This window comes from Pseudomonas sp. MWU12-3103b, from assembly GCF_023100615.1.
Taxonomy (GTDB): domain Bacteria; phylum Pseudomonadota; class Gammaproteobacteria; order Pseudomonadales; family Pseudomonadaceae; genus Aquipseudomonas; species Aquipseudomonas putida_A.
This window is the reverse complement of the sequence record NZ_JALMEY010000013.1, coordinates 179,860-194,452: the sequence shown is the minus strand read 5'-3', so window position 1 is coordinate 194,452 and position 14,593 is coordinate 179,860. Positions and strand designations below refer to the sequence as shown.

Here is a 14,593-nt window from a genome sequence, read left to right as displayed (position 1 = left end):
GAAACCATGCGAGGATCGGGCAATGTGCGGACGACTATCCCAGTACAGTGGCATTCACGACTTCGTGGCAGCGCTGAGCATGCCGAACGCCCTGGTCAATTCGACCGGGGATCAGCGTTTCGATCGGTACAACGCCGCGCCGACCGCCCAGCTCGCCCTTTTTCACCAAGAAGGCCAATTCTTGCACGCGGACATGGTTCGGTGGGGATGGCGACCGCACTGGGCCAAAGACCGCGCCGCACCGATCAACGCCAGGGTCGAGAAAGTCGCCCACGGCCCGTTCTTCCGCGCGATCTGGCCGCACCGAGCAATCATCGCCATCAACAACTGGTTCGAGTGGGTTGATGAAGGCGGGCCGAAGAAGCAGGCCTACCTGATCCGACATCGGGATCAGTCCCCGATCCTATGTGCCGCCATCGGCCAATACCCGAACGACGAGGACGGGCCGGGCGAGCACGACGGGTTCGTGATCATCACCGCCGACAGCGCCGGCGGCATGGTGGACATCCACGACCGGCGTCCGGTCGTACTGTCACCAGAGCTCGCCCGTGAATGGCTGGACCCGGCAACGCAGAAAGAGCGTGCGGAGCAGATGGTTCTTCATCAGGGGGAGCCGACCGAAGTGTTCGAATGGTTCAAAGTCGACCGCGCGGTGGGGAATGTCCGAAATCAGGGCTCCGACCTGATCCGCCCAGTCAGCGAGTGAGCTCTCGAATATACGCCTGGCATGCCTGCAGCGCGATCAGTCCCCGGTCACCCTCGTCAGTGATGGCGACAATTCGTTGAGCATGCGCTGGGTCAAGTTGGGCGCGTACGGCTGCATGATCCACGCCGCCGGCGCCGGCGGGGGCAGGCACCCCACAGCCTTTGGCAGCGTCGGTTGCGTCGAGGAGGACTGACAGCCGCAGATCAGAAGTGGCAAGGCGATCGCGCAGGCGATCTTGGTCACGTTGGGCATCGGTCATTTTCCTGAAGTGGGTTTGCTCACTCGCCGCCAGCCGCTGCTCGAGCGCAAGACGCTTGTCCTGCTCGGCCTGCTGCGCGGTGGCGGCCGCCTGGGTGAGTTGGTTGAGGGTGTCGGCGTGCAGCCGCGCTTGCTCAGCTAACTGCTGGCCGTAGCGCCAGTCCTGAAACTGCCAGGCGCTGCCGGCGCCGATCAGCACCAGCACCACCGCGCCCACGGTTTTCCACGGCACGACCATCACGGCACGTCCTTGAAGAAGACGTGTCCGCCCAACCTGAGCGTCTGCTTCGCCTTCGCCGACCACGCCGGCGCCTTGATGCTGGTGGCGTAATAATGCGTGGCGCCGCCGGTAGGATCCTGTACCTTGCCGTCGATCACCTGGTCAGCAGCGATTCGGCATTGCGCCAGCTCGCGGAACGGGATTTCCTTCACGCCGATCAGGAACTGATAGTTCGGGTCGGTCTTGTTCCAGCAGCTGAACTGGTACGGTTTCTGGCACACGCCGGCGTAGCCCTCGCCCCACCACGAATTGGGCTTGCCGTCGAACACTCGGTTGCGGATCGTCCAGGCCACAGCCACTTGGCCGGCGGTGCTCTCCCCGCGCGCCTCACCCCACAAGGTGCGGGCGAGTATGTCGCGGTCTTTTTCGGTTGCAGTCATCACTTTTCTCCAGGCAAAAAAATACCCGCTCGGTGGCGGGTTTGACGTGCTACTCAATTTACTCAGGCGCACTCGGCCATTCTGGGTTCTGCGGCCATCCTGCTTGCTCAGGAACCTTTCCCAGCGCGCTTCGGTAACGCTTCCAGGCCTTTAGCCTCTCAAGATTTCCAGCTGTAATTTCTTGCAGGTCCGCATCATCCTGCAGCGGCAGAATGATTTGGTTCGCTGCGACTTGAAGTGAGCTCAAAGCCTCCCGCGCCTGCCTTTCAACTTGATCAAGTCTTGCCTTCTCCAGTAGCCAATCCGGCAGCGCCTCAACGAGTGATTCCTCGGGTGACAGCGGGATCGGGTAAGGATCAGAAACCGCAAGCCAGCTCTTTTCAGTTATCAAATACATGGTTCACCTTTCGAAGATGTAGCCCGTGACATAGAGAGACGCAGTCCCCGATGGGTAGACCACGAAAAGGAAATTCCCATTTGTTGCCGGCGCCCTGGACAGTGGGATTGGAATCGGACAATTAAGGGCCGGGCCGACCGCGATGATCCAGTTCGCCGCAGCGGGCGCACTGGCCTGCTCAGCAATGCAAGTATTGAAGTAGGCACCCGGCGAAAGCGATACAACGCCAATTAGGGTTGTGGCGGTGGATGGCACCACCGTAGGCGTACTCGCCGAGACAGGCGAAGGCGCTGTTACGCCGGAAAATAAAGTAAACGGCGCTTGAGTCGGGGCACCCTCGGTGTAGGTAATCGTCGAACCACGAATATCATGCCGAAACGACCAGATATCGCCCGCACTCGAAGCCAGGACGCTACCAAGATAGCGGCGGGACGGGTCACCTGTCTTCTGATGGGCAGTGTTGTAGTAAGCCGCCGGTGCTACATTTGAGGTCTCAACGTCGGCCGTGCCGCTGTTATCGAAGAGGTAGAAGTGGGTGAAACCACTCTGCACAGGGACAATGGTCATGGCCTTGTCGGCGGGGAGCGTCAACACCTTTGCCGGCCCAGGCACGTAGGCTGATCCGGCTTTTACGGTGATGCTCTTACGCCCGCTGTAAACCAAAGTGAAGCCGTCGATATATCCCCTCCCAACCTCAAGGACGGGCGTGGTTTTGCCGGTGCCACCTTGGCTCGCACTTAGCGGTGTAGTCAGTCCAGACAAGGATGTGATATCAGCATTCGCCCCTGATTTAGCAGCTGATAACGTAGCTCGCGCAGCCACATCACTGGAGTCGTTGAGAAGCCCCTGCATAAATACTGACAAGTCATTGATCCCGGTACCACCCTTGTTCGGCGGCAAGATCTCGTAGTTGCCAGTGGTGCCGAGTGCAGCGAGCTTTGCCCCCCATTGATTGACCAGCTCCCGTAATGCATCAGCGGAGTCTTTGACGTAGCCCTGCATTGGCGCCAGCGCGTAGCTGCCGGCAGGCGCAGTCGCCCCAAGGTAAGGCGGCGCGATCGACATCGCCGTGTCGCTGGCAATGTTGGTGACTTCGTACCAACCGCCGTCAGGACCGCGGAACGCGTCACCGACTCGGCTGTTGGCAATAAAGGCGGTACCGGCGCCGATCACCGCATTGGAATTTTGGACGACAGAAACCGTCCCGGTTTTGTACCAGGGCATCGAGGTTCTCCAGAAGAAGTTGGGCTCAGGTCAGCAATTTGGCGCAGAGAAATGGCCGGTGGCCCTGATCGGTCCAGGCGGTCGTAGCCAGGCTGTACATCATGATTCGACCGCCCGCATAGTCGACGCCCAAGGCGCAGCCCCCACCGGTTGCGTCGTTGTGGCAGTTCATCGCGAATGGGTTCAAGGAAATGTATTCGCCGACTCCCAACGCCTTATTGATTGTCCAGATGTACCGGCGCCCCACCACAAGCACCTCACTCCCGACATACGTCCAGTTGCCGGCGGCGAACGTCACAACCACGGCCGGTGCGCCGCTGTCATAAATCAGCGTTCCGGCGCCGTCCCATAGCCTCATCCCGTAGGCAGCGGTCCCCATGGAAGCCCACGCGGCGACGAAATACTGCCCGCTAAGCGTCGAGTCCACGTTTGATGCCTTCATGGTGAAACCAGTCCAATTACCTGGCCCGCCTGTGAACCAGACCGATATCGGCACCTGAATGGCGCCAGTCTGATTTGGTCGGATGAAAACAATCGGTGGGTCTTGGCTTGTGACAGCCCTGGCAAAAACGCCGGATGCGTTGGTGGTTCCGGAGTAACTTCCCTTCGTCAAAACGCACAATCGTGGAGCTTCTGAATCGATCTGGACGAATGCGTTGTCGTTGATGCTCTGAAAGCCGTAAGTCATACCCCGTACCTAATTGCGTAGCCTTTGGCGACAATTCGCGTTGCGGTCGTCGAAGCGCTCGCCGATGGGTTCTTGTTCCTCACAATCACTTGGCCAGCCGAGGTGGTCACATACGGGTAAGACTTGCTGTTTCCCAAGCCATCAGCTTCCGATGACTGCACATCCTGCGCCCTCGTCGGGATGATCATGAAAACGCAGTTGGCAGGGTTGAAACCCGGAATGTTCAGCGTGTAGCTGGGCGTGGTACCGCTGAAATCAATCACGCCCTGCCACAACACCTGGTAGGTGAAGCTGTTAGTGTCCATCCCTAGATTGCCATTCTCGTCCCAGACTCTCGCTCCATAAGTCATGCGTCGAGATCTCCAAGTTGCACGCGCTTAACCCCGTTTTGGTCGAAAACCTTGATGGCTCGGTTGGTCATCGTTAAACGACCTCCACCCGGCGCTGGACCGTTGAACTCTAGGTTGCCGGCTTTATCCAGCCTCCAGCCAAGTGTTCCAGGGATATAGTTGTCGGATTGAAGGTATTGGCCGATCTTCAGCATTGTGATGCTGCCGTCTTGAATGAAGGCCGAGTTCATGAATACCTGACCGCCCTGCACCGCAAACGGCACTGATATCGCCCCGCCGGCGATGGTGTTGACGATGGCGAACCGGTCGGCACTCACCAGGAACTGGCTCTGCAGCCCTGCCGGGCCATTTTCAATGCCAAGGCCAATCCCGGCCGCTATGTACTGCCCAGTTCCAGAGTTGTACTGCATCTTCACAGACCAGCTCGCCGATACCCTGCCGTTCACGTCATTTACGATCGACGTGTTCTGCTGGATGGCGGTTTGCTGATCTCCGACGGTGGTACTGAGCTGGCTCAATTGCTGAGCAGTTGCCTGCTGGTTCGTGACCACTACTTCTTCAAGCAGCGTGACGTTTGCCGAGTTTTCGGCCACCACCGCGGTCAGTTCAGTCTGGCGTCGAGCGGAGGCTTCGTTTTCGGAGGCTCTGACCTTCTCTTCTGTGGCAATCGCAGCAGTGCTGGACCAGCCTTTCAGAGCGTCCGCCAGTTCGCCCTCGCCATTGTCATCTCGCGAAGCCGCGCGAAGCGCCTGAAGCGCTGTCGCCTCTGCCGTGACCACACCGTCAAGCTCGGTGATCTTGGTGGTATTGGTGGCCACCTGCTGGGCAAGCCCGTTGGCAGTCTGCACGGTCTGCCCCACGTCGAGCCAGTAGGCAGCGTTCGGCGGGGGCGTCTCCTTCGGCACCGGGCCGGTGGCCTGATAGATGCGCTTGCCCTGCACGACCAGGTCGTACTCTTCGTAGGTATCGTCAGGGTTGTATCCCTTCAATCCGTCGAGCGCATCGATCTGTTCCTGCAAGCCTGGGATTTTGTCGATTTCGTCGACAATCTCCTGTCCCAACTCTGTGCGACCAATCTTCCCAGCCAGCGCCGCAAGGTATGCCGACACATCGTTTGAGGTCTGAGCCGGAACATAAAGGAAGGAACTTTTCCCATAGGCATTGGATGAGCGGATGAAATAGTAGTAGTTCGTCCAGAACCCAAGCCCGGTATGAGTGAAAGTAAGTCCCTGCCCCAGATACTCAGCATCAGCAGCCGTTGCCGTCGGCGAGGTGCTGAAGAAGTACTCGTAAGTCCCTCCATTCAGGCCGTTTTGCGAGTTGCTTGGGATCAGCACGATGTTGTCGATCGAGGACTGAACCACGCAGCTTTCCGGAATGGGCGGGCCGTTGATGCTGACGGTGATCGTGGCCTCACCAGACCGCGCCATCGGGCCGACTGCGGCTACGCTCATCGTGTAATTGCCAGACGGAAGACCATTTATGGCGATCTCCGTCGAGGTGGCAGGTACGTTGTGCGACTGGATAGCTGTCGCGCCCTGGCGGACGATGACGATGTATTCCTTCACAATGCCAGTAGGTGGCAGCCACGAAAGAACACCCTGAGTTACCTCAGCGGTCGTGTCCTGCGTCCACGTCAAAGCGGTTGGTGTTCCGAGTCCGCCGGCCGGCAGATTGATGAAGCCGATCGGATTGTACGGCTGGCCCACCGCATCATCGAAGATTGCTGCCTCGTACTGTTTGACCTGGACGGTGCAGCCCTCGCTGTCGCCCATGGACCAGTCCGAAACGATGAACTCACCCAGGATGTTCAGCGACTGCAGGTTTACCCGAACCACGCGCCCCGGCCGGCAGTTGTAGCCTGCGAAGTTCATCGGAATACTGATCGCCCCGCCCGCGCGGCGCCGGCGCAACTCCATGTTCGCCAGGCGCTGGGCTTGGTAAGGATCGGTGACGTAGGAATAAGTCAGCGTTTCTGCCGCCTCGCCGCCGTCCTCAACAATCCATTCAGCGACACTGACCTCGGGGTAGTCGGTTTCCGTCCAGGACTGCGACGGATCAATGAACGTGCCCCGGACGGTGTTGATCGCCGAGTCGTTGGTCGGCTCGGTACTGCCGGAGACAGTGCCGATCACCATATCCTCGGTGATCTCGAAGTCATACGGGCCGTAATACGCGCCCGCCTGGAGCATCCAGCGACCACCAACACGGATCAGATGACCACCACAGGCCGCTTCAAGCTTCTGCAGCACACCCGTGCGCTGCTCGTCCGCGCCGATCACGCAGCCGCTGCGATAGCGCTGGCTGGTTGAGCCATCGGCATTCGTCAGGGCCTCGTCGCACACGTTGGCAGCACTGGCGAAGGTTTCGAACACGATCTCGTCGTCCGGTACGCCGCAACGCGCGCGCAGGAACCAGAGCAGATGCAACGCGGTATTGGCGCTGTAGACGGCGGTACCGGTGCGTGGGTCGTAAACGTCGTTGCGGCCGCGCACCACGAAACGGGTATCCGGGATGCCTGACGGGAATTTCTCTGCGCTGTACTGCAGCGATACCCGAACGAACGACAGGCCCCTGCCGATCTGGCTGTCCTTCCAGTCTGGGCAGTTGGCCTTCAGGAAAGCGTTCACCTGAGTCGGATTGACCACCAGCTCATACGTCGCCTGCGCGCCGTAGCTGCCGATCTCTTCCTCGCCCAGGTAGATGTTTTCAAGCGCGGCGATCGGGCCCTCGCAAAGCACGTAAACCAGATGCAGCCATTCACCCTCACCCTGCGCACCGGCCTGCTCTTGCGCCCAGACCAGCACGCCGCCGGTGGACACTCGGCCGAGGATGAAGCGAACCGGAGCCTTCGACGATCGCACGGTCTGCGCCGACGGCTCGTTGTCGCGCAATGGCGACTTGGTGTTGAGCTTTTCCTGCTGCTCCGATGCGTAGAAGGCCAGCGCAGCGCCGGCGACCGCACCCCACGGGCCGCCTTGGGCAAAACCAACAACCGCACCAACCACGACCGAGGCAAGTTTTCTGACGCCGCCGCTCATTCAACCCTCCACGCGGCCAGTGGCTCGCATACGACACGGGCTGCGCCGTCGTCGGTTGTTGCCCAATAATCGCCAGCCCAGAAAACAGCCATGCTCCGGCCGCCGGGCGCGTCGTACATCACCACGTCGCCGCGCTGGATGAACGTCAGCGGGACCCTCGCAAAATGGGCGTCCCATGCAGCTTCAAGGCTGCCGTGCTGCTTTTTCAGCTGCCGCTTGGCGCCGGTTTCCGAGGTGTATTTGCCGCGGTAGTTCTCGGCCGGATCGACGCCGCAAATCGCCGCCGTGCAGTCAGCGGCAAACAGGCAGCAGTCAAATTCTCCCCATGAAAAAGGCCGCTCTTGGGCGGCCTTGATCACGTCGTTCAGACGGGTTGTCCAGTCTCGGTAGCGCATGGCTAACTTCCATAGGTGAATGTCGGTGCGTCCTTCTTCGAGCCCCAGTAAATGGGCCACTCGGACATCTGGGCGATGGCGTAGAAGAACCGGTCGCCGTCATGGCGCGCGCGGTGGTTTTCGTCGGTGAAGCGTTCGGTACCGGTGCGGCTCCACTCAGCCATCCGGTCGACCACGGGCACGGTGATGCTGTTGCCGTCCTGGCCATTGCCGGCGAACGAGAACTTGGCTGCATCCATCCGGCCGGAAAACAGGATGTCCGCCGCGTAGTTGCCGGCCTCGTCGAACACCACGAACAGGACCTTGGCCATCCGGCCGCGGCAGCCGCGCACGTTCGTCTCGGAGAGGATGTAGGCATCCAAGCCGCTGAGCGTCAGCTCGACCGACATCGGCGAACCGGAGTTGTCGCTTTCCTGCGACTGGCTGACCTGGCCGAAGTTGCCCACTCCCTGATAGGTGATGCCGTCAACCACCAGGTCGCCGGTGCCGGTATGCGCGAAAACCATGCCGTCAACGAAGTCGAGCTGCACGGCGTAGACCGGCATGAACCGGCCAGTGGCAATGATGTTCACCACGTTCTGGCTGAACGGGAATGCTGAGGGCATCAGAAAGCCTCCCTGAATTGATAGCTGCCGTTCGACACCACGGGGCGCACGGACATGGACCAGGTGTCAGAGGTCATCCGCATTTCCGAGTAGGGGTTGAGGTACTCGACAGCAGTACCGGCCGTGAGCGTTTTGCGGATCCGCTTGTTGAGCAGCACGGTCACCCTGCCCTGCGCATTTGCTGATGCAGGATCTGTGACTTCGAACATCTCGCCGGCGATGGTGATGTAGTCGCCGGCGCTGAAAGCCGGGGCGTTCGCCGTTGCGCCGCCGATGAGCATCGACCGCGCCTGAGCGTTACCGGTGACCACAGTCAGTGCGCCGACGCTGTTCGTCCTGCGCCTGGTGAAAGCTGGGAGGTTGAAGGTGACCATCATGCCGTCGAGTCTCCCAAGGAACGCCGACAGCTCGCGTTCCTGAACCCTCGTCAATAGCCCGAAGGTCAGCGTGCACTGCCAGTAGGCGCCCGGGTAGCCGATGATTTGCTGGGCGTTCGAAAGTGTCGACGTGAACGCCCTGCTGTTGTTGACGATGCCCCACGTCATTTCTGACGGGCGCAGCGAAGCCGGCCACGTGAGAGCCATGCGGTACTCCTTGGAAAAATCGGCGGTGTTTAGAGCTTGTGAATTTTGCTCAATGAGCCGCCCGGACCCAGCAATTCGCCAAACGATTCAGCGTGTCCTGTCTTCATGTGCGCCACGCTTCGATCAATCAGATCAAAGACCTCCTCGCCAACCTCATCATTGCAGAGGAGAACCCCCATGATCCGCCCCATGATCTCGGAGTTTAGGTTTGCACGATCACGCAACTCGTTTGGAGGTGTTTGGGCGTCTACCCCCTCAAAAACCACTGGAAAGATTGCACGGTTGATTACTTCGATTAGCTTCCCCGTATCTAAATCGGAAACCTTCATCGATTTCTCCTTATCAGTTGCATTGCTGGTCCGTTTTGCTTGAGGTCGCGCAGCATCATCTCGTAGCCGCCCCTCATGCCGCGGTTCGCGCCATCATCTGCAGCCTGCTTCAGCTGCTCGGTGGTGTTTGAATCAGGGCTGCCTTGGAAATAGAAGTTCTGCTCAATCGGTGGAAGGCTCATCGATGCAGAAGACGTAGCTGCTCTTGAAGTAGATGCCCCACCACCAACGTAGCCACCGTCAGCATAGCCCTTGGTGTTCGAGTTCATGCGCTCGAGGAATTCCCGGGCGCCAGGCTGGCTGACTACGTCTTTGCGCACCACGAACTCACCGCCGTGCACCACGCCCTTCGGCTCGAACTTGCCGCCGTCGCCGGTGTAACCACCGTCGGAGAAGCCGTACTTCGAGCTGTAACCGGCCGCCGATGCTCCCAGGCTCGACGATGTCGCCGCAGCAGAGCCGGCAGCAAAACCGTTGCCAGCAGCAGATGCACCAGCACCAGCCAGCCCGCTGAACAGCGTACCGAAGATGCCAACCGCCGCCTGACGCACCTGGATGCGGATCAGGTCGGCGATGATGCCGTCCGCCAGATCCTTGAACGACAGCTTCCCGGTCTTCACGAACTGGATAATGCCGTCTTCCATGTTGCTGAAGGCATTGGTGAACAGGTTGCGGGTTTGGCCGGCAACGTCGCGGGCCTGCTCGGAGTAGGTTTGAAACGCCGACGAGGCGCCGAGCGACCAGTCCGACTGGGCTTTGTCGACGTCCGAGTAATACTGCTGCTGCATCGCGAGGCGAGTTTGCAGCGCCGAACGCAGGGCTTCAGTTTCCTGGCTGTACAGGCTGTCGCTGATTCGCCCCTCGTTGTGCTGCTGCTCCAGTGCATCCAGTTGAGACTGGTACTGCTGCTGGATATTGAGCTGTTCCTGCAGGCGCTGCCGCTGCTGATCTCCCATTCCCATGCCGGCCAGGTTGTTGTCCAGCCCGGTCTGGGCCTTCGCCAATTGGCTTGCGAGATTGGTCTGGAATGCGGCGAGCTTTTGAGTCTCGTCGGAAGCGATCTTGCGCAGCGCGTTTTCCTTTTCGAGCGCTGCGTTCTTCTTCAGTTGAGCGGTGATCAGCTCCTGGTTTGCCAACAACGACTTTTGATCAGCCGTCAGGGTCTGCTTACCCTTGATGTCCGCGAGTTCCTGCTCCCACTTCACAAGCGCCTGGCCGGCAGCTCCGAGCTTATCGACCTCGCCCTTTTGCACGCCGATGAGTGAGGTCTGCTGCTGAAGGACGGCGTATTGCTGTTTGGCCTGATCGAGCGCCTTGATGCCGGCATTTTCTGTGTAGGCCTTTGTCTTCGGCTGGCTCTTGTCGAACTTGGCCTGAATATCAGCCACGACCTTGTCGATCTCAGCCTGAGATCTGCCAGCCTCTACCCCAAGCCTTCTCGCGTCGGCGATGTCCTTCGCCAGCTTGGCCTGATCGCCCAGCTCCTTTTTCGAGAGTGCGTTCCACTTGCTCTCGGCAGCGATGCGGTCCTGATTCTGGCGATTTGCTGTGGCATCGATTTCGGCTTTTGACGCTGCGACGTCTCTTTGCTGCTTCAGCGACTTGAGCTGAGCCTCAATGAATTTTGTCGACTGGCTATCCGGACCGAGCTCATCACTGAAGAAGTTCGAAAGAAAACCGCCAGATTTGCGGCCTTCCAGCACCTTCTCCAGATTCGCAATTTCCTGATTCAGGTCGGGAAACAGTGAGCTCTTTACGTTGGAGTAAGCATTACTAATTGCGGTACCGATATCGTTCCAGTCCCGCTCGACTTCCGAAAGAGACTCGCGATATTTTTTCAGCCGCTCCTGAGCATTTTGATTAAGCGACTCGCTGAGCGAATCAAGCGCCTCCTGTTTTTTGCCTTGGTTGTCGAGCCCGACGATCACCTCGTACTGGGCAGACGTGAGCAACCCATACTGTGCGCTGATCTTTTCAGCCGCCTTGGTGGCGTTGTCGCCCATATCTCCAAGAGACTTGGCGACTTCGCCGGCGCCTTTTCCAGTGAATTCAGATATCGAAGCGGACGCCTCGGCCAAATTCTTGAACTGCACCTGGCTCAGGCCACTGCTGGCTGCAAGAGCTACAACCGCGTCTTTGGCCTGGGAGAGGTTTCCGGTAATGATTGCGGTATCTTTTGATATCTTGGCAAGGCTCGCAGAGGTTTGACCGGAGTTCGCAGATCCAGAAAACAGGGCTTTATTGAAGGCGCTGACCTCTTTCTCGGCGTCGTAGTAGACAAGGGCCAGGCTGCCCGCTGCTGCCGCCGCTACGGTGAATGGGTTCACAAGGCTCATCAGGTAGCCGCCCAATGCTTTCGAGGCTGCACCGATCCCGCCAAAGGAGTCTTTGATCTGGGATCCCTGCTGCAGGAACACCGTCAGCGGCGCCTGCCCGCCCTGAAGCGAAATGAAGATGTCGGAAAACTGCGCTGGCAGCATTCTCATCGCGGCGGCCGTCTGTTTCGCTGTGTTGCCCGTGCGAGTCATGGAGTCGTTGAAGCGGGTTAGCTCGGTCCGAGTGGCGCTGATTTTCGATTGGTAGTCCGAGTAGGTATCCAGATCAAGGTTTCCAGCCGCGCGATGGCGTGCCAGTTCCTGCTCTTGGCGGTCAAGCTCGCCAAGTTTTTTGGTTAGCGGATCGATCCTGCCGAGCAGAGATTCGATTTCATCTCGCTCAGAAGCAAAGGACTTTGTAGCCTTATCGGCACTTTTCCCGGCACCTTCCATCCCGGTTCCGGCCTTGTCCATAGCTGGCTTGACGCGAAGCCCGGCGTTTTCGAGAGCCTCCAAAGCCTTCCGGGTATCCGATGCTTTCTGCTCTGCATCTCGGCTATCAATCTCCAAAACCAAGCGTGACGTTTGAGCCATACCTTTTCTCCGGGCATAAAAAAACCCGCCGAAGCGGGTTATTTGTGCAGGCATTCAGCTCTGCAAGATTTTGGCCTTTTCAGCCTCGTACTCAGTTTCGGTAAGCAGCCCCTTCTCTTTTAGGCTGCCGAGGCGCTCGATCTTCTGATACTTATCCTCGGCTGGCTCAGCTTCCGGGCGAACCCTAATCGGCTCAATCGGTGCAATGGAAGATGCCGACCATACGATCGAGACCACCCAACCTATAAGCGTCCAGCCGAGGAAGAGATTCAGCAAAAGGATCGAGTTGAAGTTCGGGTGCTTGCGGTGATAAGCGTTAAGCGTTGGCATGAAATAGATCATCCACACCACAAACAACAGAACCAGCATCCCAAGCGGCCCGGTATCGTTTTGCATGCCAAATCTCCCTGAAGTAATGGCAGCAATCTACCACCAACCGGAGGACCTCGACAAAATCACTCTTCGTCGCCAGCCAAACACACCGCATCCAAAGCAAACATCACGTCGTCAACCTCATCGCGCGGCAGCGGCGACGGATGCGATTCAAGCCAGTCGGAGATCTCCCGGGCCGACAGTGGCAGTGGAAAGGCGCCAGCCATGCCGGCGATGTAACGGCGCCCTCGGCACACGTTTCGGTAGAGGTTCAGCAGATAGGCGGTGATCGGATCATTTTCCGGCTCATCCGGTACCGCCAGCTTCAGGCGCGCGTAGACCGCACGGCGCTTTTCGCTTTCCCCGCCCCACTCTTGCTCCCACTCGAAGCGGCAGACTGCTTTCCCACCGACTCAGCTCGCTCTTCAGCGGCGTCTTTGGCGGCAGCTGCACCCTCGCGTAGGACGAAGACGAAGAACTCGATGTTGGTTTCCAGCAGCTCGGCGGCGATCGCCGGGCTGTACTTGATCGGGTTGCCCTCGGCGTCGAGTACGCCATCCCAGTCCTTCACGATGAAGCTCGCCAGCAGCATCGAGTGGTTCTGGTGCTCGGTCTTCTCGCCGGCGACCACGCCCACCTGCCCCTCTTCAAACCGCGCATCGTTGCGCTGAATACGGCGGCGCATGCGCTCCAGCGCAACCTGGTATTCAGGGTTGTCGATGCCGGCCAGCAGCACTTTGGTGTCCTTGTCGAAGTTCGCCCAGCGCTCGCCGGTGACGGCCGGCTTCTTTTTGCCCAGTTGCAGAGCCATGGTAATTCCTCAACGCCGCGCCAATAAAAGGGCAGCCCCGGCCGGCGTGAATGCCAGGGCTGCCAAAGGTCGAGCAGGTTTATGCAGTGACGGTGATCGCCGTCGTGCTGGTTTTGGTGACGTCCGACACGCTGGTGGCGGTGATCGTCGCGGAACCAGCGGAAACGCCGGTGACCAGGCCAGAAGAGCTGACAGTAGCGACGCTCGGCGCCGAACTGGACCAAGTGACGTTTTGCGCGGCTTCGGCCGGCAATGCCGACGCAGTGAGCTGACGAGTCGCGGCAACCGCGATGGAGGCGGTCGTAGGCGCCACCGATACGCTGGTCACCGGCACAAACGGAACACGGGTGATGGTCGGGCTGACCTTGGCAACGGTGTAATTCAGCGTCACCTCGATCAGATCGCGCTTGCCACCATTCGGCAGTTCGCCGTCCACTTCCACCGCCGGGAAGTTGAAGGTGTACTTGTTGCCCAGGCTGTCGGTGATCGGGAACACGACACCAATCGGGGCGCGGGTGAAGGTGTTCTTCCAGATCTCCCAGGCCCGCTTCGACCAGGCGAGCGTGATGCTGCCGGTGATCGCCGCCTCGGTCGCAATGTGTGCACCCGGGCCGAGACTGTCTGAGCCAAGGCAGCGCTGCGTTTGCAGGCTGTTGTCGAGGTTGACGGTCATGGCCGAGACGCAGGCCACGCCTTCCAGAGACTGGCCGTTCACCAGGATCGTGCCGACGTTGTTGTTCGACAGGAACGGGGTGGTGGTCGGCGCGTTCGGCGAAACGACGATCGAGGTCTCGCTGTCGGTGTAGTCCAGGCACGCCATATTGAAGGTGGCAGTGATCTTGCCGTCAGACGGGATGTCGAGCGCGAAGGTCGAGACGTGCGCACCCTTGAAAACGCCGTAGACGCCGACGTCGTCGTAACCCTTGGCGATGCTGAAGGTGTGGCGGGTGTCACCGACGCTCAGCACGTTACCGGCCCAATTGCCGTAGAACGCGGCCTCCAGCAGCTGATCGAACGAGCCGAACGAGAATTCCGCCGTCAGATCGCCGCCGATATCGATGCTGGTGGCCACCGAGCCTTGGCTCAGCCGAGTGTCGGTGATCTCGTCACTGACTTGGGTGTTGACGGTCGGGGTCAGCGCATTGCCGGTCAGGCGCAGCGTGTCCCAGGTGCCGGTCGGGGTAACGCCCGGCGTCACCTCGGGGATGATGTGTGAAACGACTTTTGCGCCAGAGCTCATTGGAGCCTCCTATTCGCGGGCATA

At 59.5% G+C, this 14,593-nt stretch carries 17 protein-coding genes; 1 reads left to right on the top strand and 16 read right to left on the bottom strand.

Features of this window, described 5'->3' with window-relative positions; all coding sequences use genetic code 11:
• Nucleotides 1–22: 22 nt before the first annotated feature.
• Entirely contained in the window at nt 23–706 is a 684-nt protein-coding gene (locus M0808_RS20495) for an SOS response-associated peptidase family protein (RefSeq protein ID WP_247842280.1), read from the top strand.
• On the opposite strand, the gene M0808_RS20490 is transcribed toward M0808_RS20495, so the two are convergent.
• The 16 genes from M0808_RS20490 to M0808_RS20415 all read right to left on the bottom strand — a co-directional run bounded on the left by M0808_RS20490 (nt 696) and on the right by M0808_RS20415 (nt 14,569).
• On the bottom strand, nt 696–1,202 hold the full coding sequence (locus M0808_RS20490) for a lysis system i-spanin subunit Rz (RefSeq protein ID WP_247842279.1): 507 nt from the start codon (nt 1,200–1,202) through the stop codon (nt 696–698). The genes M0808_RS20495 and M0808_RS20490 overlap by 11 nt on opposite strands.
• Nucleotides 1,202–1,624, bottom strand: coding sequence for a cell wall hydrolase (locus tag M0808_RS20485; RefSeq protein WP_247842278.1), 423 nt, complete (start codon nt 1,622–1,624; stop codon nt 1,202–1,204). The genes M0808_RS20490 and M0808_RS20485 overlap by 1 nt, the downstream gene beginning before the upstream one ends.
• 58 nt (nt 1,625–1,682) lie before the next feature.
• On the bottom strand, nt 1,683–2,021 hold the full coding sequence (locus M0808_RS20480) for a tail fiber assembly protein (protein ID WP_247842277.1): 339 nt from the start codon (nt 2,019–2,021) through the stop codon (nt 1,683–1,685).
• A 3-nt stretch (nt 2,022–2,024) separates the two neighbouring features.
• Nucleotides 2,025–3,245 (bottom strand): hypothetical protein, encoded by a 1,221-nt coding sequence (locus M0808_RS20475; RefSeq protein WP_247842276.1) that lies wholly within the window; start codon nt 3,243–3,245, stop codon nt 2,025–2,027.
• A 25-nt stretch (nt 3,246–3,270) separates the two neighbouring features.
• A complete protein-coding gene (locus M0808_RS20470) occupies nt 3,271–3,933 on the bottom strand; it encodes a hypothetical protein (protein ID WP_247842275.1) in 663 nt (220 codons plus the stop codon).
• Entirely contained in the window at nt 3,930–4,238 is a 309-nt protein-coding gene (locus M0808_RS20465; protein WP_247842274.1) for a hypothetical protein, read from the bottom strand. The genes M0808_RS20470 and M0808_RS20465 overlap by 4 nt, the downstream gene beginning before the upstream one ends.
• Nucleotides 4,239–4,279: 41 nt before the next feature.
• Nucleotides 4,280–7,324 (bottom strand): DUF1983 domain-containing protein, encoded by a 3,045-nt coding sequence (locus M0808_RS20460; protein ID WP_247842273.1) that lies wholly within the window; start codon nt 7,322–7,324, stop codon nt 4,280–4,282.
• The gene (locus tag M0808_RS20455; RefSeq protein ID WP_247842272.1) at nt 7,321–7,719 is read right to left on the bottom strand and encodes a hypothetical protein; all 399 of its coding nucleotides are present in this window, start codon (nt 7,717–7,719) and stop codon (nt 7,321–7,323) included. Before M0808_RS20455 ends, M0808_RS20460 begins: the two co-directional genes overlap by 4 nt.
• Before the next feature lie 2 nt (nt 7,720–7,721).
• Nucleotides 7,722–8,324: a hypothetical protein gene (locus M0808_RS20450; RefSeq protein WP_097090050.1), complete on the bottom strand. Its 603-nt coding sequence runs from the start codon at nt 8,322–8,324 to the stop codon at nt 7,722–7,724.
• Nucleotides 8,324–8,908 (bottom strand): hypothetical protein, encoded by a 585-nt coding sequence (locus tag M0808_RS20445; RefSeq protein WP_247842271.1) that lies wholly within the window; start codon nt 8,906–8,908, stop codon nt 8,324–8,326. The genes M0808_RS20450 and M0808_RS20445 overlap by 1 nt, the downstream gene beginning before the upstream one ends.
• Before the next feature lie 29 nt (nt 8,909–8,937).
• Nucleotides 8,938–9,237, bottom strand: a complete 300-nt coding sequence (locus M0808_RS20440; protein WP_247842270.1) for a hypothetical protein — start codon at nt 9,235–9,237, stop codon at nt 8,938–8,940.
• Nucleotides 9,234–12,146 carry a phage tail tape measure protein gene (locus M0808_RS20435; RefSeq protein ID WP_247842269.1) on the bottom strand — a complete coding sequence of 971 codons (2,913 nt, stop codon included), beginning with the start codon at nt 12,144–12,146 and terminating at the stop codon, nt 9,234–9,236. Before M0808_RS20435 ends, M0808_RS20440 begins: the two co-directional genes overlap by 4 nt.
• A gap of 54 nt (nt 12,147–12,200) precedes the next feature.
• Nucleotides 12,201–12,542 carry a superinfection immunity protein gene (locus tag M0808_RS20430; protein ID WP_097090047.1) on the bottom strand — a complete coding sequence of 114 codons (342 nt, stop codon included), beginning with the start codon at nt 12,540–12,542 and terminating at the stop codon, nt 12,201–12,203.
• Between the two features lie 59 nt (nt 12,543–12,601).
• Nucleotides 12,602–12,841: a hypothetical protein gene (locus M0808_RS20425; protein WP_247842297.1), complete on the bottom strand. Its 240-nt coding sequence runs from the start codon at nt 12,839–12,841 to the stop codon at nt 12,602–12,604.
• Between the two features lie 2 nt (nt 12,842–12,843).
• Nucleotides 12,844–13,329, bottom strand: a complete 486-nt coding sequence (locus M0808_RS20420) for a hypothetical protein (protein ID WP_247842268.1) — start codon at nt 13,327–13,329, stop codon at nt 12,844–12,846.
• A gap of 79 nt (nt 13,330–13,408) precedes the next feature.
• Entirely contained in the window at nt 13,409–14,569 is a 1,161-nt protein-coding gene (locus M0808_RS20415) for a phage tail tube protein (RefSeq protein WP_247842267.1), read from the bottom strand.
• Nucleotides 14,570–14,593 lie beyond the last annotated feature (24 nt).